Origin of the sequence: Devosia yakushimensis (assembly GCF_030159855.1) — a bacterium.
Lineage (GTDB): Bacteria > Pseudomonadota > Alphaproteobacteria > Rhizobiales > Devosiaceae > Devosia > Devosia yakushimensis.
On record NZ_BSNG01000001.1, the window covers coordinates 2,093,625 to 2,117,141 of the forward strand.

Annotated in this window: 24 protein-coding genes; 15 read left to right on the forward strand and 9 right to left on the reverse strand. The window is 62.3% G+C overall.

The genetic code is table 11. From position 1 onward, the window contains the following. Window positions 1-72 precede the first annotated feature (72 nt). Genes phnG through QQL79_RS10285 form a run of 7 tightly spaced genes read left to right on the forward strand, consistent with a single transcriptional unit; the run spans window position 73 to window position 5,189 of the window. Window positions 73-513 (forward strand): phosphonate C-P lyase system protein PhnG, encoded by a 441-nt coding sequence (gene phnG, locus QQL79_RS10255; protein WP_370461205.1) that lies wholly within the window; start codon window positions 73-75, stop codon window positions 511-513. Further along, complete coding sequence (gene phnH, locus QQL79_RS10260; RefSeq protein WP_284390454.1) at window positions 513-1,112, forward strand: phosphonate C-P lyase system protein PhnH; 600 nt, start codon at window positions 513-515, stop codon at window positions 1,110-1,112. Before phnG ends, phnH begins: the two co-directional genes overlap by 1 nt. 1 nt (window position 1,113) lies before the next feature. After that, entirely contained in the window at window positions 1,114-2,208 is a 1,095-nt protein-coding gene (locus QQL79_RS10265) for a carbon-phosphorus lyase complex subunit (RefSeq protein WP_284390456.1), read from the forward strand. Next, complete coding sequence (locus tag QQL79_RS10270) at window positions 2,205-3,086, forward strand: alpha-D-ribose 1-methylphosphonate 5-phosphate C-P-lyase PhnJ (RefSeq protein ID WP_284390458.1); 882 nt, start codon at window positions 2,205-2,207, stop codon at window positions 3,084-3,086. The genes QQL79_RS10265 and QQL79_RS10270 overlap by 4 nt, the downstream gene beginning before the upstream one ends. After that, on the forward strand, window positions 3,083-3,859 hold the full coding sequence (phnK, locus tag QQL79_RS10275) for a phosphonate C-P lyase system protein PhnK (RefSeq protein ID WP_284390460.1): 777 nt from the start codon (window positions 3,083-3,085) through the stop codon (window positions 3,857-3,859). Before QQL79_RS10270 ends, phnK begins: the two co-directional genes overlap by 4 nt. A gap of 2 nt (window positions 3,860-3,861) precedes the next feature. Beyond that, a complete protein-coding gene (gene phnL, locus QQL79_RS10280) occupies window positions 3,862-4,563 on the forward strand; it encodes a phosphonate C-P lyase system protein PhnL (protein WP_284390461.1) in 702 nt (233 codons plus the stop codon). After that, window positions 4,560-5,189 (forward strand): DapH/DapD/GlmU-related protein, encoded by a 630-nt coding sequence (locus tag QQL79_RS10285; protein WP_284390462.1) that lies wholly within the window; start codon window positions 4,560-4,562, stop codon window positions 5,187-5,189. Before phnL ends, QQL79_RS10285 begins: the two co-directional genes overlap by 4 nt. Before the next feature lie 376 nt (window positions 5,190-5,565). Here QQL79_RS10285 and QQL79_RS10290 read toward each other — a convergent pair whose 3' ends face one another. The 9 genes from QQL79_RS10290 to QQL79_RS10330 all read right to left on the reverse strand — a co-directional run bounded on the left by QQL79_RS10290 (window position 5,566) and on the right by QQL79_RS10330 (window position 15,030). Then, window positions 5,566-6,477: a TIM barrel protein gene (locus QQL79_RS10290; RefSeq protein ID WP_284390464.1), complete on the reverse strand. Its 912-nt coding sequence runs from the start codon at window positions 6,475-6,477 to the stop codon at window positions 5,566-5,568. Between the two features lie 16 nt (window positions 6,478-6,493). Then, on the reverse strand, window positions 6,494-7,609 hold the full coding sequence (locus QQL79_RS10295) for an ABC transporter ATP-binding protein (protein WP_284390466.1): 1,116 nt from the start codon (window positions 7,607-7,609) through the stop codon (window positions 6,494-6,496). A 14-nt stretch (window positions 7,610-7,623) separates the two neighbouring features. Continuing rightward, window positions 7,624-8,541 (reverse strand): ABC transporter permease subunit, encoded by a 918-nt coding sequence (locus QQL79_RS10300; RefSeq protein WP_284390468.1) that lies wholly within the window; start codon window positions 8,539-8,541, stop codon window positions 7,624-7,626. A gap of 10 nt (window positions 8,542-8,551) precedes the next feature. Continuing rightward, window positions 8,552-9,436, reverse strand: a complete 885-nt coding sequence (locus tag QQL79_RS10305) for an ABC transporter permease subunit (RefSeq protein WP_284390470.1) — start codon at window positions 9,434-9,436, stop codon at window positions 8,552-8,554. A 77-nt stretch (window positions 9,437-9,513) separates the two neighbouring features. Beyond that, window positions 9,514-10,851, reverse strand: coding sequence for an extracellular solute-binding protein (locus QQL79_RS10310; protein ID WP_284390473.1), 1,338 nt, complete (start codon window positions 10,849-10,851; stop codon window positions 9,514-9,516). Window positions 10,852-11,366: 515 nt separating this feature from the next. After that, complete coding sequence (locus QQL79_RS10315) at window positions 11,367-12,566, reverse strand: mandelate racemase/muconate lactonizing enzyme family protein (RefSeq protein ID WP_284390475.1); 1,200 nt, start codon at window positions 12,564-12,566, stop codon at window positions 11,367-11,369. 8 nt (window positions 12,567-12,574) lie between these two features. After that, on the reverse strand, window positions 12,575-12,901 hold the full coding sequence (locus QQL79_RS10320) for an NIPSNAP family protein (protein ID WP_284390477.1): 327 nt from the start codon (window positions 12,899-12,901) through the stop codon (window positions 12,575-12,577). Between the two features lie 44 nt (window positions 12,902-12,945). Next, entirely contained in the window at window positions 12,946-14,307 is a 1,362-nt protein-coding gene (locus tag QQL79_RS10325) for a mandelate racemase/muconate lactonizing enzyme family protein (RefSeq protein ID WP_284390479.1), read from the reverse strand. Between the two features lie 27 nt (window positions 14,308-14,334). Continuing rightward, the gene (locus QQL79_RS10330; protein WP_284390481.1) at window positions 14,335-15,030 is read right to left on the reverse strand and encodes a GntR family transcriptional regulator; all 696 of its coding nucleotides are present in this window, start codon (window positions 15,028-15,030) and stop codon (window positions 14,335-14,337) included. A 331-nt stretch (window positions 15,031-15,361) separates the two neighbouring features. Between QQL79_RS10330 and QQL79_RS10335 the strand changes: the two genes are divergently transcribed. The 8 genes from QQL79_RS10335 (at window position 15,362) to QQL79_RS10370 (ending at window position 23,508) form a co-directional block, all read left to right on the forward strand. Next, on the forward strand, window positions 15,362-16,792 hold the full coding sequence (locus QQL79_RS10335; protein ID WP_284392863.1) for an extracellular solute-binding protein: 1,431 nt from the start codon (window positions 15,362-15,364) through the stop codon (window positions 16,790-16,792). A gap of 68 nt (window positions 16,793-16,860) precedes the next feature. Further along, window positions 16,861-17,820, forward strand: coding sequence for a carbohydrate ABC transporter permease (locus QQL79_RS10340; protein ID WP_370461206.1), 960 nt, complete (start codon window positions 16,861-16,863; stop codon window positions 17,818-17,820). Between the two features lie 3 nt (window positions 17,821-17,823). Continuing rightward, window positions 17,824-18,708 carry a carbohydrate ABC transporter permease gene (locus QQL79_RS10345; RefSeq protein WP_284390483.1) on the forward strand — a complete coding sequence of 295 codons (885 nt, stop codon included), beginning with the start codon at window positions 17,824-17,826 and terminating at the stop codon, window positions 18,706-18,708. 9 nt (window positions 18,709-18,717) lie between these two features. Further along, on the forward strand, window positions 18,718-19,818 hold the full coding sequence (locus tag QQL79_RS10350; protein ID WP_284390485.1) for an ABC transporter ATP-binding protein: 1,101 nt from the start codon (window positions 18,718-18,720) through the stop codon (window positions 19,816-19,818). A gap of 9 nt (window positions 19,819-19,827) precedes the next feature. Next, the gene (locus QQL79_RS10355) at window positions 19,828-20,982 is read left to right on the forward strand and encodes a mandelate racemase/muconate lactonizing enzyme family protein (protein ID WP_284390487.1); all 1,155 of its coding nucleotides are present in this window, start codon (window positions 19,828-19,830) and stop codon (window positions 20,980-20,982) included. A 25-nt stretch (window positions 20,983-21,007) separates the two neighbouring features. Next, on the forward strand, window positions 21,008-21,754 hold the full coding sequence (locus QQL79_RS10360; protein WP_284390489.1) for a ribonuclease activity regulator RraA: 747 nt from the start codon (window positions 21,008-21,010) through the stop codon (window positions 21,752-21,754). A gap of 58 nt (window positions 21,755-21,812) precedes the next feature. Further along, a complete protein-coding gene (locus tag QQL79_RS10365) occupies window positions 21,813-22,754 on the forward strand; it encodes a Kelch repeat-containing protein (protein ID WP_284390491.1) in 942 nt (313 codons plus the stop codon). Between the two features lie 223 nt (window positions 22,755-22,977). Further along, a complete protein-coding gene (locus QQL79_RS10370) occupies window positions 22,978-23,508 on the forward strand; it encodes a M35 family metalloendopeptidase (protein ID WP_284390493.1) in 531 nt (176 codons plus the stop codon). The last annotated feature ends 9 nt before the right edge of the window (window positions 23,509-23,517 follow it).

Below are 23,517 nucleotides of genomic sequence, written 5' to 3' on the forward strand. Positions count from 1 at the left end.
AATTCACACGGGGCGCCTAAGACCGGAATCAGGTTCTATGTTGTCTAGTTTATTAGACAAGTTGAGGCAAGCATGATGACGACAGAAGCAAGGCGGTTGGCATTGAATGCCCTGGCCGCGGCAGAGGGTGCGGCCCTGGCACAGCGCTGGACGGACTGGACCGGCAAGCCCGATTTCCGGGCCGTGCGCGGGCCCGAGACCGGGCTTGTCATGGTGCGCGGCCGCGCCGGCGGCGGTGGCGCTCCGTTCAATCTGGGCGAGGCGACCGTGAGCCGCGCGACTATCCGCCTCGAAAGCGGGGAAGTGGGGCACGGCTATTGCTTGGGTCGCGATCTCGAAAAGGCCCGGCTGATTGCGGTGTTCGATGCGCTGTTCCAGCGGGAACCCGAGCGCGTGGAAGCCGATGTGCTGGCTCCCCTGCGGACCAATGCCAGCCAGAACGACCAGCAGCGCCGCGAGGAGTCGGCTGCAACCAAGGTCGACTTCTTCACCATGGTACGAGGGGACGTCTGATGGACAATCTGGTGCTCGATGGCGGCTTTGCCGATCCGGTGATGCAGGCCCAGCAGGGCTTTCGCGCCATGATGAATGCCCTGGCCAATCCGGGAACAGTGCAGGACCTGGCGCTGGGCCTCACCCCGCCGGCCCCGCTCTCTCCCGAGCTGGCGGCCGTGCTGCTGACCTTGTGCGATCACGATACTGCCGTGTGGCTCGACGGTGCATTGGCGAGCGAAGCGGTAACGAACTGGCTACGCTTCCATATCGGTTCGCCCCTCACCACAGCGCCCGGCGAGGCCGCCTTTGCCGCGCTGGGCCAAGGCGCTGCGCTGCAGTTGAACGCCTTTTCGCTGGGCACCGACCTTTACCCCGATCGCTCGACGACGCTGGCCGTGGCGCTGGAAGCCCTGAGCGGGGGAGAAACGCTGGTGCTGAAGGGCCCGGGGATCGAGCATAGCATCGAGATTTCGCCCGTCGGCCTGCCCGAAGACTTCCTGCAGCAATGGGCCGAAAACGGCGCGCTGTTTCCGCGCGGCGTGGACCTGCTGCTGGTGGCAGGTGGCGCCGTGATCGGCCTGCCGCGGACAACCCGGATTTCGAGAAAGGACGCCTAGAATGTATGTGGCCGTAAAGGGCGGTGAAGCCGCCATTGCCAATGCCCAAGCCTTGCTGGCCGACCGCCGCCGGGGCGACCGGCAGGTTCCGGCGCTGGGTCTCGAACAGATCATCCAGCAGCTTGGTCTCGCCGTCGACCGCTGTATGGCTGAGGGCTCGCTCTATGACCGCGAATTGGCGGCGCTGGCCATCGTCCAGTCGCGGGGCGACCTGATCGAAGCGATCTTCCTGGTGCGCGCCTATCGCACCACCCTGCCCCGCTTCGGTTATTCGGTGCCGATCGATACCGGCAATATGCTCATCGAACGCCGCATTTCCGCGACGTTCAAAGATTTGCCGGGCGGGCAGATGCTGGGCCCGACCTTTGACTATACCCATCGCCTGCTCGATCCGGCCGTGGCCGAAGGCAGCGATGTCGCTGCGCCTATGCGGCGGCCTGCCGAGCCGGAAAAAGCGCCGCGCGTTACCGACCTGCTGGCCCATGAAGGGCTGATCGAGCCCGATTTCGGCGCCGATGGCGAAACCGAAGCCGGCGAGGTTGGCGACCTGACGCGCGAGCCGCTGCAATATCCGCTCAATCGCGACCTGCGGCTGCAGGCCCTGGCGCGCGGCGATGAAGGGTTCCTGCTTTCGCTGGCCTATTCGACGCAGCGCGGTTACGCGGGCACCCACCCCTTTGTCGGGGAAATCCGCCTCGGCGAGGTCGAGGTGGAGTTCGACATTCCCGAACTCGGCTTCGCCGTCAGCCTGGGACGCATCCGGGTGACCGAATGCCAGATGGTCAACCAGTTCAAGGGCTCGGCCAAGGTGCCGCCGCAGTTCACCCGCGGCTATGGCCTGGTCTTCGGCCAGTCCGAACGTAAGGCCATGTCGATGTCGCTCTGCGACCGGGCCCTGCGCGCCCGTGAATTCGGCCAGGATGTGGTGGCTCCCGCCCAGGACGAGGAATTCGTCATCGCCCATTCCGACAATGTGCAGGCGACCGGTTTCGTCGAACATCTCAAGCTCCCCCATTACGTGGATTTCCAGGCGGAGCTGGGCCTGCTGCGAGGCATGCGGGCCGAACATGATGCACAGAAGGAGGCGGCGGAATGAGCCTGATCCCGAGCTACAATTTTGCCTATCTGGACGAACAGACCAAGCGGATGATCCGGCGGTCCATCCTCAAGGCCATCGCCATTCCGGGCTACCAGGTGCCTTTCGCCAGCCGCGAAATGCCCATGCCCTATGGCTGGGGCACCGGTGGCGTCCAGGTCACGGCTTCGGTGATCGGTCCCGACGATGTGCTCAAGGTGATCGACCAAGGCGCCGACGACACGACCAATGCCGTCTCGATCCGGGCCTTCTTCGCCAAGGTGGCCAATGTGGCCACCACGACGCATACGGCCGACGCCACCATCATCCAGACGCGCCACCGCATTCCCGAACGGCCGCTCAAGGCCGGCCAGGTTCTGGTCTATCAGGTTCCGATCCCCGAGCCATTGCGCTTCCTCGAGCCGCGCGAAACCGAGACGCGCAAGATGCATGCGCTCGAGGAATATGGGCTGATGCATGTGAAGCTCTACGAGGACATTTCCCGGCACGGCCGCATCGCCACCACCTTCGCCTATCCGGTCAAGGTCGAGGGGCGCTATGTGATGGACCCCTCCCCCACGCCCAAATTCGACAATCCCAAGATGAACATGTCGCCGGCACTGCAATTGTTCGGCGCCGGGCGCGAAATGCGCATTTACGCCGTCCCGCCATTTACCGAAGTGGTGAGCCTCGATTTTGAAGATCACCCCTTCGAAATCCAGCACTTTACCGAGCCCTGCGCGCTATGCGCTGCTACCGGCGTCTACCTCGACGAGGTGATCCTGGATGACCATGGCGGGCACATGTTCGTCTGCTCGGACACCGACAATTGCGAAGAGCGCCGCGCGGCAGGACACCGCGGGCATTTGAGCGGCGAAGCGATGGAGGCAGCGGAATGAGCGAACAAGCTCTGCTGCGGGTCAAGGACCTCACCAAATATTACGGCACAAGGCTGGGTTGTACCGATGTGTCGTTCGAGCTGTGGCCCGGCGAAGTGCTGGCCATTGTGGGCGAAAGCGGTTCGGGCAAGACGACCTTGCTCAATTGCCTTTCGACCCATCTGGAGCCCAGCTCCGGCATTGCCGAATATCGCATGCGCGACGAGCAATGGCGCAATCTCTATGAGTTGAGCGAGGCCGAGCGGCGTTTCCTGATGCGGACCGATTGGGGTTTTGTCCACCAGAACCCCGCCGATGGGCTGCGCATGACGGTATCGGCCGGCGCCAATGTGGGCGAACGCCTGATGGCCGTGGGCGACCGGCATTATGGCCACATTCGCGAGACGGCAGTCGATTGGCTGGGCCGGGTGGAAATCGCCGCCGACCGGATCGATGATCAGCCGCGCTCCTTCTCCGGCGGCATGCGCCAGCGCCTGCAGATCGCCCGGAACCTCGTCACGTCGCCGCGCCTGGTCTTCATGGACGAACCGACCGGTGGGCTCGACGTATCGGTGCAGGCGCGCCTGCTCGATCTGCTGCGCGGGCTGGTGGGGGAACTGGGCCTGGCCGCCATCATCGTCACCCATGACCTCGCCGTGGCCCGGCTGCTGAGCCACCGCATGATGGTGATGAAGGATGGCCGCGTGATCGAAGCGGGGTTGACCGACCGTGTGCTCGACGATCCGCGCGAGCCTTATACGCAATTGCTCGTGTCGTCGATTTTGCAGGTGTGATCATGAGTGCCCTTTCTATCCGCAACCTCTCCAAGACCTTCACCATGCATCTGCGCGACGGGGTCGTCCTGCCGGTAGTGGAAAATGTCGAATTCGACGTCCATGCCGGCGAATGCGTGGTGCTGGGCGGCCCGTCCGGGGCGGGCAAGAGCTCCGTTCTCAAGATGGTCTACGGCAATTACGGCGTCGATAGCGGCTCGATCCTGCTGGCCCATGATGGCGCCGAAATCGACCTGGCAAAAGCCGATCCGCGGCTGGTGCTGACGCTGCGGCGTGACACCATCGCCTATGTCAGCCAGTTCCTGCGCACGGTGCCGCGCGTATCGGCGCTCGATGTCGTGGCCGAGCCCCTGGTGATCCGGGGCACGGACAAGGCCGAGGCGGTGGAGCGGGCCAAGGCCTTGCTGGCGCAGCTCAACCTGCCCGAGCGGCTGTGGTCCCTGCCCCCGGCGACCTTTTCGGGCGGCGAGCAGCAGCGCGTCAACATCGCCCGCGGCTTCATAACCGACCACAAGGTGCTGTTGCTGGACGAGCCGACCGCATCGCTGGACGCGACTAACAGGGCCGTGGTCGTTGAGATGATCGCCCGGAAAAAGGCCGCCGGCACGGCCCTGTTGGGTATTTTCCACGATGAGGATGTGCGCAACCAGGTAGCGGACCGCATCGTCGACGTCACCGCTTTTGCTCCGAGGATTGCAGCATGACCAAGCTGGGTATCGAACCCCATATCCACGCCACGGCCCATGTGCGGGAATCCACGCTGGGCCGCTATACCGAGGTGGGCGCGGGCTGCACCTTGTCCCATTCCACGCTGGGCGATTATTCCTACTGCGTCAGCAATACCCAGATCGCCTATAGCGATATCGGCAAATTCGCCAATATCGCGGCCCATGTGCGCATCTATGCCAGCATGCACCCGATGGAGCGGGCGTCCCTGCACCACTTCACCTATCGCTCGGCCTGGTATTTCGAGGGCGAAGAGGACGACCAGGATTTCTTCGACTGGCGGGCGGGCAGCCGCATCACCATCGGCCACGACACCTGGATCGGGCATGGTGCCGTGATCATGCCAGGCGTCAAAATCGGCAATGGCGCGATCATCGGCTCCAATGCCGTGGTGACCAAGGACGTGGCCGACTTCGCCATTGCCGTCGGCGTGCCGGCGCGGACGATCAGGCAGCGGTTCAGCGATGATGTGGCTGGGCGGCTGGACCGGCTGGCGTGGTGGGACTGGGACCACGAACGGCTGCACCAGGCGCTACCGGATTTCCGCAAGCTGGGTGCGGAAGGGTTCTTGGAGAAGTATGAGGGGGCTTGGGCCCTATCATAATCACCGGGTCATTCCGGCGTAGGCCGGAATCCATGCTGAAGACCATCAGCCACATCCAATGTTTGGATAGCCTTCAGCATGGATCCCGGCCTTCGCCGGGATGACGTTGTGGGTAAAACGGTATTGTGCCCAAAAGTCCGTTCACCCATTGCCTCTCCCTCGGGCTCGACCCGAGGGCCACTCGCCACTTGTGCCGGGCTGAGAAAGGCCCTCCGGTCAAGCCCGAGGGAGGCGATTGTGGGGTGGGAGCAATCGAAACACTCGCCAGCGTCGAGAGGGACAGATCGAGCCTGCATCTCGCTACACCCGCCGCATCAGCACCTCCCCCTTGATGGGGGGAGGCTGGGAGGGGGTGTTGAGAGCCCCTACCCTCGGTTTACTGCGCAGCGATGGCCTCAGCCCCCGACAACCCCGCCAATTTCCGCGCCCGTTCAAGGCAGGCAGCCTGCTCATTGCGGTAGCGGTGGCCGATTTCCATCATCAGCACCGTGTCGGGCAGGAAATCGAGTTCAGCGAAGATGCTGTCCCAGTCGATATCGCCCCAGCCCAGCGGCATGTGCAGGTCGCCAATGCCCATGGCCGTATTTTCCTGCGGGAAGAAGGCCTTGTAGAAGCCCTGGGGGCGGCCGAAGCTGTCATGGACATGCAGATGCCCGGTGACCGGGGCCATGGCCGCGATCTGCTCGCGGAAATTGAGGCCCTTATAGGTGCTTTCGATATAGGCATGGCTGAAGTCGATCAGCGCCACCACATTGGGGTGGTTCACCGCCTTGACGGTCTCGGCGACCTCGGCCGGCGTCTGGCGATATTGGCCGGGCTCGGTGGTGAAGATGTTTTCGAGCGCGATACGCACATTGTAGGGACGGGCGAAGTCGGCCAGTTCGGTCAGGGCTTCGCGCTCGCGCTGGTCGGCGCCGGCACGCTCGGCAAGCTGGTCGGCGCGCAGGGCGCCGCCATGCTGCACCAGAATGCCCGAGCCGACACGGTCACAGAGCTGCACCAGCGCCTTGGCGGCGTCGAGCTGATAACGCTGGGTGGCCGGGTCCATGAAATTGGACGAGACCAGGCCGTGCACGGTGTAGCGGAAGTCGAACTGCTTGGTGAGGGAAACGAGCCGCTCGGCCCGTTCCTCGATGATGCGGCCGCCGCTGATCAGATCGATGGCGGTCAGGGCCAGCTCGACAGTGTCGACGCCCATATCGGCGAGGCGGCGCAGATCGGCTTCGAGGCTATCGAGTTCGCCGTCGGTGGAGCCGGAATTGAACCCGGTCGCGGTAATGTTGCTCATGTCAGTCTCCGTTGGTTCAGGCGGTCGCGAATTGGTCATTGGCGGCGTGCTGGCCGGGGCGCGTCTCGATGCGGCGGCCAGTGGTATTGTCGAAGAGATGCAGGTCGGCTTCGGCAAGCGCGAAATGCACCGGCATGCCAGTGCCAAGCGCGTCAGTGCCATTGTCGACCGCAACGATACGGCTGCCTTCGGTATCGGCATAGATGAGGCGGGCGGCGCCCAGCTCTTCGATATAGTCGACGACGGCGGGGAGAGCTCCCTTGGTGCCGGCGGCGACGCGGCGGACCGATTCAGGACGCACGCCCAATGCGACATCGCGGCTGGTTACGTGGCCGGCAATGGCAGGCAGGTGGATCATGCCGCCCTTGCCGTGGCGGAAATTGCCGTCTTCGCCGAACCAGCCATTGATGAGGTTCATGGCCGGCGAGCCGATGAAATCGGCGACGAAGCGGCTGGCGGGATGGTGATAGACCTCCGAGGGCTTGCCGATCTGCTCGACCACGCCCGAATTCATGATGATCAGCCGGTCGGCCAGGGTCATGGCCTCGGTCTGGTCATGCGTCACGAAAACCGAGGTGACGCCGAGGCTGCGATGCAGGTTGCGCACTTCGGCGCGCATGGCCACGCGCAGCTTGGCATCGAGGTTGGAGAAGGGTTCGTCGAACAGGAACACCTTGGGCTCGCGCACCATGGCACGGGCCATGGCGACGCGCTGGCGCTGGCCACCGGAGAGCTCGCCAGGACGGCGGTCCAGATAGGGCTCCAGGCTCACCGATTTGGCGACCTTCATGACCCGCTCTTCCCGCGCGGCCTTGGGCATTTTGGCGACCTTGAGCGAATAGCCGATATTCTGGCGCACCGTCATATGCGGGTAGAGCGCATAATTCTGGAACACCATGGCGCAGCCGCGCTCACGCGGTTCGAGCTTGTTCACAACGCGGTCGCCGATGGCGATCTCGCCGCCGGAAATCTCTTCGAGCCCGGCAATCATGCGCAGCAATGTCGACTTGCCGCAGCCCGATGGCCCGAGGATGACGACGAACTCACCCGCTTCGATCTCGGCATCGACGCCATGGATCACTTCGTTCTTCTGGTAGACCTTCTTTACGGCCCTGATGGAAATTTGGGACATAGGCTTGTCTCCGATCACTTGTCGCGGGAAATGAGGCCACGCACGAACCAGCGCTGCATGAAGGCAACGACCAGGAGCGGGGGCAGCATGATGATGAGGGCGCCGGCCATGGTGACGTTCCAGTCCGGCGTACCGTTCATGTTGGGGATGAGGGCCTTGAGCTGCATGACCACGGTGCCGAAATTGGCGCGGTCGGTAGTGATGAGCAGCGGCCAGAGATAGGAGTTCCAGCTGCCCACGAACATGATGGTGGCGAGCGCCAGCATATTGGTGCGCGACAGCGGGATCAGCACGTCCCAGAAAAACTCCATGGCGCTGGCGCCATCCATCTTGCTGGCTTCTGCCAGCTCGTCCGGAATGGTCATGAAGAACTGGCGGTAGAGGAAGGTGCCGGTCGCAGTAGCCACAAGCGGCAGGATGAGGCCGGCATGGGAATTGAGCAGGTTCCAGTTGAGCGCGATCTGGATGCCCGAGAGCTGCTGCACCAGCCAGGTGATGCCGAAAGTGTCGAGGATGACCTGGAACGGCAGCAGGGCATTGGCGGCGATGGAATAGGTCGGCACGATACGCACTTCGAGCGGCAGCATCAGCGTGATGAAGATCAGCCAGAAGCAGATCATGCGCGCCTTGAAGTTGAAGAACACGATGGCAAAAGCCGACATGGCCGCCAGCGTGATCTTGCCCACGGTCACCCCGATGGCGACGATGAAGCTGTTGACCATTTTGGGGCCGAGATCGGCACGGGCCCAGGCTTCCTGGAGATTGATCCAGAGCTGGTCGCTCGGCAGCAAGCTGATCGGCACGCGGCTGACTTCCTGCAGGGACTGGCTGGCGGCCACGATGACGATCCAGAACGGCAGGACGACGATGACGAGGCCGACAAGCATCGCGAAATAGGTGAGCGCGTCGAAGAATGGGGAGCGTTCGATCATGAGCCGGTCCTCAATTGTAGTGAACGCGGCGTTCGACCCATTTGAACTGGACGAACGTCAGGGAGATGACGAGGAGCATGAGGATGATCGACTGCGCCGCGGCGCCCGAGTAATCGAGCCCTTTGAAGCCATCGATATAGATCTTGTAGACCATCACTTCGGTCTGCCCGATCGGGCCGCCTTCGGTCATGGTGTCGATGAGGCCGAAGCTGTCCGTGAAGCTCGAAATGATGTTCATGATGAGCAGGAAGAAGGCCGTTGGCGCGATCAGCGGCAGCTGCAAATCCATCATGCGCTGGAACGGACGGGCACCATCCATGGCGCCGGCTTCGCTCAGCGATTTGGGGATCATCTGCAGGGCAGCCAGGAAGAAGACGAAATTATAGCCGATGCCGAGCCAGGCGTGGCAGATGATGACCATGGCCAGGGCATGGGCGGCGTTGGTCGCAGGGTCCCAGATGCCGGGCCATATCGTGTTGATGCCGCCGATCAGCCCCGCCTCGGGCGAAAAGATGAAGCGGAAGGCGACGCCTGCCGCCGGAGCCGCAATGGCATAGGGCCAGATGAAGACTGACTGGAAGAGCTTGGTGCCCTTGAGCGCACGATCGACGAAACTGGCCAGGGTCAGCGCGACGAGCATGGACAAGCCAGTGGCGGCAAGGGCGTAGAACGCCGAGCGCAGCACGGTGGCCCAATAGCGGTTGTCGCGGAAAATATAGAGGAAATTGTCAAAGCCCGCCCAGGCATTGCCGCCGCCCCAGGGCTGTTCGAGCGTGAAGGCCCAATAGAGCGCCTGTGAGGTCGGCCAGTAGAAGAACACCAGCACCAGGATGAGTTGCGGGCCGATCAGCAGCCAGGGCAACACCTTGTTGCGGTATACCGCGCGTCGTTCCATGGGGAGCGTATTCCTTGTTTGCTAAGCCGGATACGCCCGGGCGGTAAGCCGCCCGGGCGTCGTTTCGATCAGGACGATCAGGGGAGCTGCTGACCCTTGTAGGTCTGCTCGAACTTGCGCAGGATTTCGTTCGAACGGGCAGCGGCTTCGTCGAGCGCGGTCTGCGGATCGACACCGTCAAAGATCACCGACTGCATGGCCTTGGCGACTTCCAGACGCACGGCGCCGAAATTGCCCAGGCGGATGCCGCGGCTGTTTTCGCCCGGCGGGGTATAGGTCAGCGATTCAATGGCCAGTTCGCGGCCCTTGTAGGGAGCAGCGTCGTAGAAGCCCGAAGACTTCATCGAGTCAAAGCCCGAATTGGTAACCGGGATGTAGCCGGTATTGGTCGACCACCACAGGGCCTGTTCCGGGGTCGCGATGAAGTTGTAGAACGCAGCGGCGCCCTTGTATTCTTCTTCCGACTTGCCCTTGAGGGTCCACAGAGCTGCGCCACCAACGACGGAATTCTGACGCTCGGTACCTTCCCAGATGGGGAGCATGGCGACTTCCCAATGCACGCCTTCAGCGGCCTGCTTGGCGAAGCTGCCGTGGTCGGCGATCGAGGTCGAGGTGACCTGGCAATCGCCGGCGGTGAAGGCTTCGTTGGCGGTCTGGCCGGTGGCCTTGGACTTGTTGACGAACAGGCCTTCATCGAACATGCGCTTGTAGAAGGTCAGCTGATCGACAAACTTGCCCTGGTTGAAGGTGACTTCGGCATTGAGGCCACCATAGCCGTTGCCAAGCGTGGCGACGGGCTGGTTGTGGATGACCATGAACTGTTCCCACCACTGCCAGGTGCCGGCCGGGTCCATGCCTACGGGGCAATCGTAACCGGCTTCCTTCATCTTGCGGGCAACGTCTTCGACCTGTTCCCAGGTGGTCGGCAGACCTTCGAAGCCAACGGCCTTGAGGGCGTCGGTGTTGTAATAGATCATTGCCGTCGAGGAGTTGAACGGCATGGCCAGCATTTCGCCCTTGGAATTGGCGAAGTACGAAGCGATACCCGAGAAATAGTTATCCCACTGGATCTCGTAGCCGTTCTGCTCCATCAGCTCGCGAACCGGCAGGAAAGCGCCGGAGAGCATCAGGTCGACAACGCCGCCATCGGAAATCTGGGTGATGGTCGGCTGCTTGTTGGCGCGGAAGGCCGCAATGGTGTTCTGCAGGTTGTTTTCGTAGTTTTCCTGGCTCACGCAGACGATTTCATAATCGGCCTGCGACGCATTGAAGGCCTTGCAGACGTCTTGCACGCGTTCGCCAAGGTCACCGCTCAGGCCATACCAGAATTCGAATTTGGTCGCGGCAGAAGCTGGCGCTGCGGCGGTAAGCGCGCTTGCGGCCAGAGCTGCACCGAACAGCCATTTGCTTGTCATTTGGGAGTCTCCGGGAATGGGTTGCGCTCGTGAAAGCGGCGCGACTCCTAGACTCGGTGGTTGACGGAATGACTGCGTTGCGGTGACGGTACGGTGACATTGCACAGCTGTGCGACGGATGAGGGAAGTTTCCTCGGGATACCCCCTCCTAGCCTCCCCCTATTAGGGGGAGGGACCGCCCAGCGGCTAAAACTCGATCCAGTTTCAAAAGTGGAGAAATCCCTCCCCCAGGGGAGGCTAGGAGGGGGTAACCACGGCAGCCAGTCCCTGCCCCAACGTCATTCCCGCGCAGGCGGGAATCCATTCTTCTCGTGTCATCGAGGCAGGAAAGAATAGATTCCCGCCTGCGCGGGAATGACGCTGTGGATGGCTGAGACCTCATGGTGAGCTTGTCGAACCACGAGGTCGAGCGAGTGGAGGCAGGCGTGCCACGACCTCGTCCCCCGCCTTCGCGCGGGCAGGCCCTTCGGCAGGCTCAGGATGAGGTCTAGTGGGGCCGATCGGTCCTACTGCCCTCAGTCAAAGAACCCCGCATCCTCTTCCTTCAGATACGGCTTTGCTGCCTTGGCGTCGATATCAAGCCCCAGCCCTGGCCCCGGTAGCAGATCGACCATGGAATTGTTGACGATGCGGCCACTGGGCAGGCCCGTCACGATATCCTCCCACCACGGGTCGGACGCGCTGGGATATTCGAAGGCGATGTAATTGGCCGGTAGCGTAGCGCAGACATTGATGAGCGCACCCAGCCCCAGCAGTCCATTGGCCGTGCCGTGCGGGGCCATCATGATGGAATGCATATAGGCGTGCTCGGCCACCCATTTCAGCTCGGCAATGCCCCCGATATCGGCCGGATCGGGGCCAACGACGCGCACCGCCTGGGTTTCGATCAGTTCCTTGAAATTGTGGCGCAGATAGATCTGCTCGCCGGTATGGATGGGCGTCGAGGTAGACGTTGTCAGTTCGCGATAGGCCTGTGAATTGACCCACGGCACATAATCGCCGGTCAGCATGTCCTCCAGCCACATCAGGTTGTATTTCTCCACCGCCTGGGCAAAGCGGATGGCGTCGGGCAGGAACCAGCCTGGGCCGCAATCGAGCGCCAGGCTCACCTTGTCGCCCAGCACTTCCTTCATGGCGATGACGCATTCGAGCATGTGGTTGAACGCGTGCTCGCTGATCTGCCCCTGGTCCATGGCGCCGTGATAGGCCGGCGGCTGGGTCACGCCATAGTGGAAGTCGTCCACGGTGCGCTTCATATTGGAGTGGAAGCTGATGCCCTGCTTGACCATGAAGAAATTCTCGGGCCGCTCCTTCATCCATTTGACGTCGGCGGCATAGTCTTCCGGCTTGTCGCCGGTGCGCTTCTGACGGATCGAGCCGTTATAGACGCGCACCTTGTCGCGAACCTTGCCGCCGAGCAGCTTATAGGCCGGAACGTTTGCCGCCTTGCCGGCAATGTCCCAAAGCGCATGCTCGATGGCGCTGACGGCCGCGCCATAGGGCTTGAAGCTGCCGCGCTGACGGATTTTCAGCATGACGCGCTCGACGTCTGTGGGGTCCTCCCCAATCAGCGCCTCGCGGAAATGCAGCACCCAGGGTTTTAGGTAGGGCTTGGTGTATTCGACTTCGCCCAGGCCGTAGAGACCTTCATCGGTGACGATGCGGACGATTGGATGTTTGCCAATGACGGCACAGCGCAGATCGGTGATTTTCATGGGATTGCCTATTTCACTGACGAGAAGGCGGTCGGAGTTAGTAGCTGGTTGGAGATATTGGCGAGGATCGGCCCGTCGCGCTCGGAATCGTCCCGAACCTTGAGCCACGCCGGATCGGTGACGAAGGCCGTCCACTTCGCTTCACGCTCGGCCAGCGTTTCCCAGGCGATGAAATAGGTCAGCCGATTGTTGCTTTCACCGACCGCAGTGGTGAAGAAGCCGGCCTGGCGAATGCCGTGCTTGTCCCACAGCCCCAGCGTGTGGTCGTTAAAGCGCTTGAGCAGCGCCGGCATGCGGCCGGGGAGGCACTCGTAGAGTCTCAGTTCGTAGATCATGGTTCTTCCTTGTTCACCTTTCCCTCATAGGGAGAGGTGAAGCCTCAGCTCCAGGTGCGGTCCCAGGAATATTCCTGATCCCAGCGGTCGGTGGGCTGCCAGATGCCGGTGACACCCTCCTGCAGGTGTCCGGCGATGACCTCGTCGACGACGTCGTCGATGCCCAGGCCCGGCTTGTCCGGCACGGTGATGAAACCATCCTTGACCAGCGGTTTGGGCAGGCCGGTGACGATGTCATCCCACCAGGGCACTTCGACGCTGTGATATTCGAGCGCCATGAAGTTTTCCGTGGCGATGGCGACATGGGCTGCGGCCATGGCGGCGATCGGGCTTTCGGCCATATGGATGGCCATGGCGATGCCATGTTCCTGCGCCGCGTCGCCGATCTTCTTGGTTTCGAGGATGCCGCCCGAGGTCAGCAGATCAGGGTGGATGACCGAAATGCCTGATTTCAGCAGCGGCTCGAAGCCTTCCTTGAGGTAGATGTCCTCACCCGTGCAGATCGGCACGGTGGTTGCCTCCTGCAATTGCCGATACTGGTCGGCATATTGCCAGGGGATCACGTCTTCCAGCCAGGCCGGCACGTATTTCTCGATGCGCCGCGCCAGGCGGATGCCGTTCTGCAGCGAGATGTGGCCGACATGGTCGATGGCCAGCGGAATTTCGTAGCCGATGACCTCGCGCACCTCGTGAATATACTGCTCGAGCAGATCGATGCCTTTTTCGGTGAAATGCAGGCCGCTGAAGGGATGACGCACATTATGCGTGTCATAGACAGCGTTGCGGGCGCGGCGGTCTTCCATGGTCTTGACCGGGCCGCGGCCGGGATGGATGCGGTAGCCTTCGAGCGAGCCGGCCGGGGCGACGACGGCGCCGGGCACATCGGCGATCTGCATCAGGCCGAGATCCATCTTGAGGAAAGTGAATCCAAGATTCATGCGTTCCTTCAGCCGCTTACCGGTTTCGGTGCCGCTCGGCTTGTCGGCATCGGTATCGCAATAGCAGCGCACCCTGTCGCGGAACTTGCCACCGAGCATCTGGTAGATCGGCACGCCATAGGCCTTGCCCACCAGGTCCCAGAGCGCGATCTCGACTGCCGATACGCCCCCGCCCTGCCGGCCATGGCCGCCAAACTGCTTGATGCGGCGGAATAGCCGGTCGACATCGCAGGGATTTTCCCCCAGCAGCCGGCTCTTGAGCATCAGCGCATAGGTCGCGCTGGCGCCATCGCGCACCTCGCCCAGGCCGACAATGCCCTGGTTGGTGTAGATCTTGATCAGGGCCGAGGTGAACGGCGCGCCGACAATCTCGGCGACGCGCAGATCGGTGATCCGCAATTCGCTTGGTCGCGAACTGGTGCGAACATTATTCTCAATAGTCTCGGCGGCCTCCAAAGTGGTCGTCATCAATTCCCCTCCTCTGAAAATGTGATGTTACGTCAAAGGCTTGCGTGCTCCCGTGGCGCGGGCCAGGCGCATATGCTCGATAATGTGGCGGCCCGACCCCTCGACATGAGCGGCAATGACAGCGGCGGCACGATCGGCGTCCTGCGCGCGGATCGCCTCGATCAGCTCGCGGTGCTCCCGCAGCACGGCGGCACGGCGGCCGAGCGAAGTGGGAAAGCGCCGGCTGATGGCGCGCAGCACCTCGCGGTGGCGCCACCACAGGTCGGCGGCGTGGCGATTGTAGTGCCGGTCATAAATGACCTGGTGGAAGACCGTATCGAGCTGGCCGTGGCGGCTGGGGTCGGCGAAATTCAGCTCCTCGATTTCGCGTTGCACCGCTTCGAGCTGGGCGATATCGGCCTCGGTGACGATGCCGACGAACCAGCGCGTCAGCGCCGGCTCGATCAATGCGGCGATCTCGATGATGTCGCGTACGAAATTCTCGTCGATCGGCCGCACCCGGGCGCCGCGATGGGGCTCCATCACCACGAAATCCTCGCCCCGCAGCTGCTGCAGCGCTTCGCGGATGGGATTGGTGGAGGTGCCGTAGCGCTCGGCCAGGTCGGCAATCTTGAGGCGTTCATTGGGCCCGAGCTTGCCCGAAATGATGTCTTCCCGGATCAGCTCGTAGATAGAAGCTGGCACGGGTTCGACATCGATCGTGGCGGCAGGCTGAGTATCCATGGCTGCCTTGTTTATGTGCAGTCGCTACACAAGCCAAGGGGTCTTGCACATCAAAATCTAAAAATAATGTACGATCCAATCATTATTGACAGACAAGTTTCAGTCTGGAACTGTCTTGTATGGGAGACACGGAGAAACCGGCCCCACGGCGCGGAGACACCGGAGCAAGCAGGTTCCCCGCACCAGCTCTGACTATGAGGAGGCGCAGCTGATGCTGCGAGGGAAGCCCAGGTTCGGCCGAGGGGGCCGGACGGTCTTCCGCATGTGAGGAGGACTATCAATGACGAATTCGCAGGGCTCGCTTTATCGTCGGCGGGCGCTTGGCTATGCCATGGCGGCGCTGACCAGCGCATCGCTGATGTCGAGCACGGTCTATGCCCAAAGCGTGGACCTCAGCCAGTGGTCGCCCGAATATATCCGCTCGATCGCGGGCACCGAGACGTTCGACACGGCCGGCCATTGCGCCGAGGTGGTGCCGCTCGATTATACCGGGCGCCTCACCTATTGGTGGACCGGCCCCACCGAGGCCTCGCCCAAGATCGAGCACGACATCAACAACGCCTTCTGGGAAGCCTGGTCCAAGACCTATCCCAATATCGAAACCGATGCGCAGAACATCGACTACAACCAGCTGCTCGACCGGCTGCGCACCACCCTGCTCGGCAATGCCGGGCCGATGGTGATCCGCCTGCAAATCCTGGGCGGGGTGGAATTTGCCTCCAAGGGCTATTTCCAGCAGCTCAAGCCCGAGGATATCGGCTACCCCACCGCGGATTTCTGGCCGGGCGCCATGAAATCGGTGACCTGGGACGGGGCGACCTATGGCGTGCCCACCAATAACGAAACCATGGCCCTGATCTGGAATGCCGACATCTTCAAGCGGGCCGGGCTCGACCCCGAAAATCCGCCGGCAACCTGGGACGATGTCGTCACCTATTCCAAGAAGATCCACGACGAATTGGGCATTTCCGGCTATGGCCTCGTCGCCCGCCAGAATGCCGGCAATACGCCGTTCCGCTTCATGCCCCAGCTCTGGGCCTTTGGCGGCGGCGCGCTCGACGAAGCCGAGGCGACGCCGACCTATGCCGAGTCCGAACTCGACAATGAAGGCGCGGTGGCGGCCCTGCAGGCGGCTTATGACATGTATGTCCGCGACAAGTCGGTGCCCACTTCGGCCCTGACCAATACGCAGAACGAGAACCAGGCGCCGTTCATCGCCGGCCAATTGGCCATGATGATCGCGCACCCCTCCGAATATGCCAAAATGGTGGACCTGGCGGGGCTGGCGACCGGCGCTGACAAGGAGATCGCCGATACGGTGGTCGCCAATATGCGCTATGGCCTGATCCCCGAAGGCCCGGCCCGCCGCGCGGTGGTGTTCGGTGGCTCCAACATGCATTTCGTCAACCCCGAATATGTCGAGGGCGGGTTCGATGAGATGGCAGCCAAGGCCTTTGCCTGCTTCTGGAACAGCCCCGAATGGTCGACCAAGCTGGCCTGGACGGGCTCCAATCCGGGGAACCTGGCCGGTTTCAAGACCGAATGGATGAAGGAACGTCTGGACACTATCAAGTTCCTCGACGTCACCACATCCATGCTGCCCAGCGGCATCCCCTTCCCGGTCATTCCCGAAGCGACCGAGATCATGAACATCATCGTTCCCGACATGCTGCAAAACGCCCTGACGGAACGCATGACAGTCGAGGAAGCGGCGGCCGATGCCGCGGCCAAGGTGGATTCCCTGCTCGGCGGTGGCCTCTAGCTTCCAAGCTCAAACCGGCGGCATCAGCTGCCGCCGGTTCCTAGCCTTGATATGAAAGGACGAGCCCTGTGAGCATCGCGACGGGACAGGCCACGGTCATGGCCGGAATCACGCGCAAGCGCCGCGGAATACTAAGCCGCATCATCGCGCATCGAACCGACTATCTCTATGTGCTGCCGGCGCTGATCGTGATGCTGGTGGTGATCGCCTTCCCCATCTACTACACGATCGAATTGAGCTTCTTCCGCACGCCGCCCAACCTGCAGATGCGGGACAAGATCTGGACCGGGTTCAGCAATTATTCGACGGTTCTCAATTCCTCGGTTTTCCACGAGGTCACCATCCAGACCATCATCTGGACCTTGGCCTCCACCTTCTTCGCCTTCCTGCTCGGCCTGGGCGCAGCGCTGGCGCTGCATCGCGAATTTGTCGGCCGTGGGCTGCTGCGGGCCCTGCTGCTGATCCCCTATGTGATCAGCGCGGTGGCAGCATCCTATGTGTGGAAATGGCTCTACCATTCCGATTTCGGCGTCATCGGCGCATTGGCCGTGCAGCTGGGCATTACCAGCGAACCGATCAATTTCCTCGATAACCGCCAGACGGTCCTCGCCTCGCTGATCGTGGTCAATATCTGGAAGGAATTTTCCTTCGCCATGGTGATGCTGATGGCCGGGCTGCAAACCGTGCCCGATCAGCTCCATCGCGCCGCGCAGGTCGATGGCGCCAATACCTGGGATCGGTTCTGGCACGTCACCTTCCCCCATCTCAAGGGCGTGTCCATGGTCACGATCCTCTTGCTGATGGTGGCCAATTTCAATTCGTTCATCATCCCCTTCGTGATGACCGGCGGCGGCCCAGCCGATGCCTCCCATATCTGGATCACCCATATCTACCAGCTCGCCTTCGGGCGGCAGCAATGGGGCGTGGCCTCGGCCTATGCGGTGATCCTGTTCATCGTGATGATGGCGTTCGGCTACTTCTACGTGAAGGCACTGACACGCGGCGACGAAGACCGGGCGGGAGGCTGAGCCATGGCTGTGATTTCCGAAAATGTCATCCGCCCCGTGGTCAAGAAGCCCATCGATTGGTGGCGCTGGGCCGGGCGGGCGTTCCTGACCTTCCTGCTGCTGTTCACCGTCCTGCCCATGGCCTGGATGGTGCTGACATCGGTCAAGTCGCAATTCGCGGCCATGCAATATCCGCCGCAATGGTGGCCGACCGAGCCGACCCTGAACAATTATTTCAAGCTGCTCGACCCCAATAGCCGCGTTGGCTCGGAATTCCTGCGCTACTTCTGGAACAGCTTTTATGTCTCGCTACTGACCACCATCCTGGGCGTCGTCGTAGCGGTGCCGGCGGCCTATGCCTTTTCACGCTTCCGCTTTCCGGGCCGCAACTTCATGTTCTTCGCCGTGCTGGTGCGCAACATGTTCCCGGCCGTGGTGTTCCTTATGCCGCTCTTCCTGCTGATGCGCTGGATGGGCCTGATCAATACCCATGGCTCGCTGATCCTGACCTATCTCACCTTCGGCCTGCCGCTCTCGATCTGGCTGCTCAAGGGGTTCTACGACAATATCCCGATCCAGCTCGAACAGGCGGCGCGCATCGATGGCGCCACGCGCTTCCAGGCGTTCCTGCTGATCGTCATGCCGCTCTCGACGCCGGGCATCATCGCCACATCCATCTTCTCGTTCATCGGCGCCTGGAACGAATATGTCTATGCCTACACCTTCCTGTCCCGCGACAGCCAGATGACGCTGCCGGTGGGCATCCAGCGCTTCTTCACCGAATTTGCCACCGACTGGCCGGGGCTGATGGCGGCGACGTTCATGATGAGCGTGCCGGTCGTCGTGCTGTTCCTGGTCCTGCAGAAGTATTTCGTGCGTGCCCTCACCGAAGGCGCCGTCAAACATTAGGAGAGACTGATGGCCGAGGTGGTCCTTAAAGACGTCATGAAAAACTACGGCAATGTCTACGCCGTCAACAATGTGTCCTTCACCGTCGAGCATGGCGAATTCGTCGCGCTGGTGGGCCCTTCGGGCTGCGGCAAGACGACGACGCTGAACCTGATCGCGGGGCTGATCCCCATGTCGGGCGGCGATATTTCGATTGGCGACCGCATCGTCAACGAGCTCGATCCCAAGGATCGGGACATCGCCATGGTGTTCCAGAATTACGCGCTTTACCCCAATAAGACCGTGTTCAAGAACCTGGCCTTCCCCCTGCAGATGCGCAAGCTTCCCAAGGCGGAGATCGAGCAGAAGGTGAACGCCGCGGCCAAGCTGCTCGACATCAGCCACCTGCTCGACCGCAAGCCGCGCGAGCTGTCAGGCGGCCAGCAGCAGCGCGTCGCGCTGGGCCGCGCCCTGGTGCGCGATCCGGCGGTGTTCCTGATGGATGAACCGCTCTCCAATCTCGATGCGAAGCTACGCGTGCAGATGCGCAGCGAGATCAAGCGCTTCCACCACAACCTCAATGCCACCGTGGTCTATGTGACCCATGACCAGCTCGAGGCCGTCACCATGGCCGACAAGATGGCGGTGATGAACGGCGGGTTGCTGCAGCAATATGACTCGCCGGCCAATGTCTTCGCCAATCCGGTCAACACCTTCGTCGCCAGCTTTGTGGGCAGCCCGGCCATGAGCCTGATCCCGCTCGATGTCGTCACCAAGGGCACCGAGGCATCCCTGCGCAGCCCCGACGAAGGCTGGGAGCTGCCGCTTTCGGCATTCAATGCCCGAAAGGCTAATGCCTCCAGCAATGGCAAGGTGGTGCTGGGTGCGCGGCATTCGACGCTCAAGCTGCATAAAGAGGCCGCGCCCGGCGCGGTGCCCGGCAAGGTCTATACGGTCGAGCCCACCGGCGACGTCACCTTCGCCCAGGTCTTCATCAGCGGCGCGGTGGTCAATATCAGCCTCGACCCATCCGTCGCGATCTCGCCGGACGAACCGGTATGGATCGAATTCGATCAGGAGCGCCTGCACCTGTTCGATGGGGCAACCACCATGGCCCTTCAGGCCGCCTGAGTATCATCGATGAAAATCACTTCTATCACCCCCTACCCCACCTGGGTCGGCACGCGGAACCAGCTCATCGTCAAGGTGGAGACCGACGAGGGCATTTATGGCTGGGGCGAAAGCGGGCTTTCCGGCCGCGAAAAGGCCGTGGCCGGCGCCATCGAGCATTATCGCGAATTCCTGATCGGCCGCGATCCCATGGCCATCGGCGCTTTGTGGCAGGAAATGTATCGCAGCCAGTATTTCGAGGGCGGCCGCGTGCTCACCGCCGCGATCTCGGCCATCGACATCGCCCTGCATGACATCAAGGGCAAGGCGCTGGGCGTGCCGGTCTATCAATTGCTGGGCGGCAAGCAGCGCAACCATATCCCCACCTTCGCCACCACCAAGGGGCCGTGCGGGCCCGAAATGATCGAGCAGGCCAAGGAGCTGATGGCGCTGGGCTGGAATGCCATCCGCCTGTTCCCGGCCGAACATGGCAACAAGAATATCTACGAGCCGCGCGAGAGCATCGCCGAAACCGCCAAATGGTGCATCAAGACGCGCGAGGCGCTGGGCGAAGCCGTGGTGCTCGGCGTCGACTACCACCACCGCCTCTCGGTGGCGGAAGCGGCCAGCTATTGCCAGAAAATGCCCTCCGGCACGCTCGACTTCCTCGAAGAGCCGATCCGCGACGAGACGCCCGAGGCCTATGAAGCGCTGCGGAAAATGACTGATGTGCCCTTCGCCATCGGCGAGGAATTTTCCAGCAAGTGGCAGTTCCTGCCCTATATCGAGCGCGACATCCACCAGTTCAACCGGATCGACGTCTGCAATGTCGGCGGCTTGACCGAGGCCATGAAGGTGGCCGGCTGGAGCGAGGCGCATTACGTCGACATGATGCCGCACAATCCCTTGGGCCCGATCTGCACGGCGGCGACCATCCACTTTGCCGCCGCAGTGCCCAATTTCGCCTGGCTCGAAACCCGCGCCTCGCCGGGCGAGCTTTATCACGGCTTCGATGATGCCGGCATTTTCGTCGGCCAGCCCCGCCTCACCGGCGCCGTCTACGAAGTCGGCGACGCGCCCGGCCTTGGCGTCGAGGTCGACGAAGAGGCGGTGAAAAAACAGACTTTCAAATTCTGGGAAGCCCCGCATCTGCGGCGCAATGACGGTTCAGTCACCAATTGGTAGGGCCAACGGGCCAAAGGAGATTTTCGTGACGCACACACCCGGCATTGAGCGGCCATCCAAGGACATTATCGCCGCATTGCAGCATATCGGCTCGGCCACCGTGGCCGGGACGCTGGGCCATATGGGCATCCGCAACCCCCACATTCAGGGACCCGTGAGCTGGAACAAGGGCAAGTCCATCGTCGGCCCCGCGCTCACCCTGCAATTCATGCCCAAGCGTGAGGATCTCTATGGGGAGGGCGAATATGCCGATCCCGAAAAGCAGCTCCACCGCCACGTGCTCTACCATGTGCAGGAGGGCGATATCGTCGTCGTCGACGCGCGCGGCGACATGACCGCCGGGGTATTCGGGGACATGATGTCAACCTATTTCAAGGGCCGCGGCGGGGCCGGGATGATCATCGACGGGTGCCTGCGCGACTATCCCAACCTCAAAAAGCTCGATCTGCCGCTCTGGGTGCGCGGCTGGACACCCAATTTCCACACCCAGACCGGGCTCATGCCCTTTGCCGTCAATATCCCCATTGCCTGTGGCGGGGTCACTGTGATCCCCGGCGATATCATCGTGGCCGATGACGATGGCGCGGTGGTGCTGCCGGTGGCGCTGGCGCCCGAGGTCATTGCCAAGTCTGCAGAGCACCATGAATGGGAGGATTTCTCCCGCATGAAGCTGATGGAGGGTGCGCCGCTGCAGCGCTATTATCCGCTCCATGCCGATGCGCGCGAGGAATACGAAGCCTGGCGCAAGCTCAACCCGATCAAACATCCCTGATCGGTTTTATCCTGGCTTCCGCTTGGGCTAGAGTGCCGGTCCCTATTAGGAGAGCGGCATGCACAAGACGATAGCGCAGCTGGCCATGGCCGGTACCATGGCCATGCTGGTCGCACCGGCCCTGGGCCATGAGGTCGGCGCCTGGGCCGGCGCCAGCGCGGCGCCTGCCGAGCGCTCGGAAGTGGCCGTGGCCGAATTCGAGGGCAAGGCCTATGTGATCGGCGACTATAACGGGGCCACCGACCTGCTGATCTACGACATGGCCTCCGACCACTGGAGCGTCGGCGCGCCCTTCCCCTATCCCGTCCATCATACGGCAGCGGCGGCCTATAAGGGCATCGTCTATGTGTTCGGCGGCTACATCAACGGCTGGGAAGCCTCCAGCAATGTCTGGGCCTATATTCCCGATAAGGACATCTGGGAGCCCCGCGCCTCGATCCCCACGCCCCGCGGCGCAGCAGCGGCGGCCGTTGTCGATGGCAAGATCCATGTGATCAGCGGCAGCTCGACAGGGCGCGGCAATACCAGGGCACACGAAGTCTATGATCCGCTCGATGACAGCTGGACCGCCGCAGCCCCCGTGCCCACCGCGCGCGATCACCTCTCGGTGGTGGCGGTGGACGGCAAGCTCGTGGTGGTCGGCGGCCGCGTCGATGGCGATCCGGGCCGGAACCTGGACGTCAACCAGATCTACGACCCGGTCACCGATAGCTGGTCGGAAGGCGCGCCCCTGCCCACGCCCCGCAGCGGCGCCGCGGCTGCCGCGCTCGATGGGGAGGTCTATGTCATGGGCGGGGAAAGCAATACGAAGGTTTTCAACGAAGTCGAGGCCTATGGCCTCAGCGCCAATAGCTGGACGGAGCATGCCCCGCTGCCAACGGCACGGCATGGATTTGGGGCCGGTACGTTTGAGGGCAAAATCTATACGATGACCGGCAGCCCGGTGGTCGGCGGCGGCAAGTCGGGCGTGGTGGAAGTCTATACGCCGGGAGCCGAGTAGACGCCCGAGCACCGGCAGACCCGATCTACTGTGCGCTTGACTCACCCCCACCCTTGATCCCTCCCCACAAGGGGGAGGGAGACGATGGAACCGCTGGCCCTCAGTCTGCGCCTCCCTCCCCTCGATGGGGAGGGCTAGGGAGGGGTGATGAGAGCCACGATGTCCGAACCGTGACCGTCCCCAAAATCCACGCTAGACCCCCCTCCACGAGAGTCCCGCTATCTTGATCCGCCTCCTCTGCGCTCTTTTCCTCGCCATGCTCGCCCTGCCCGTCCAGGCGCAGCAAAACGCTCTCCTCGACAAAGCCATAGCGGCCGCCACCCGCACTTTCGAGCGGGCTTTACCCCAGATGGGCGCCAGCACGATGGGCGTCGACAACGCCGCCTATGCCGATGCGCTCAAGGCCCGGCGCTTTCATTCGGCACGGACGGGCAATGTGCGCGACGTGATCTTTGTCATCGAGGATAGCGAGAAAGGCTCCTGCGCCAAATTCGCGGCCTATGTCGCTGGGGTCAGCAATAGCGAGGCGGCGCATCTCTTCATCTGCCCGCAATTCTTCACGCCCGGCGCCGATCTGCTGCGCGAAACCACCATCCTGCACGAAATGGTGCATGTGGTCGCCGGCACCGACGAATGCCAGGCCATGGCCTATACCGCCCAGATACAGATGCTCGCCACGGGCAGCTATGTGCCGGTGGCAAAGTATTGGAAAGAGAATGGGTGTGCTGGGTCACGGTATCGGCTGCCGGATTAGGTCCGAAAC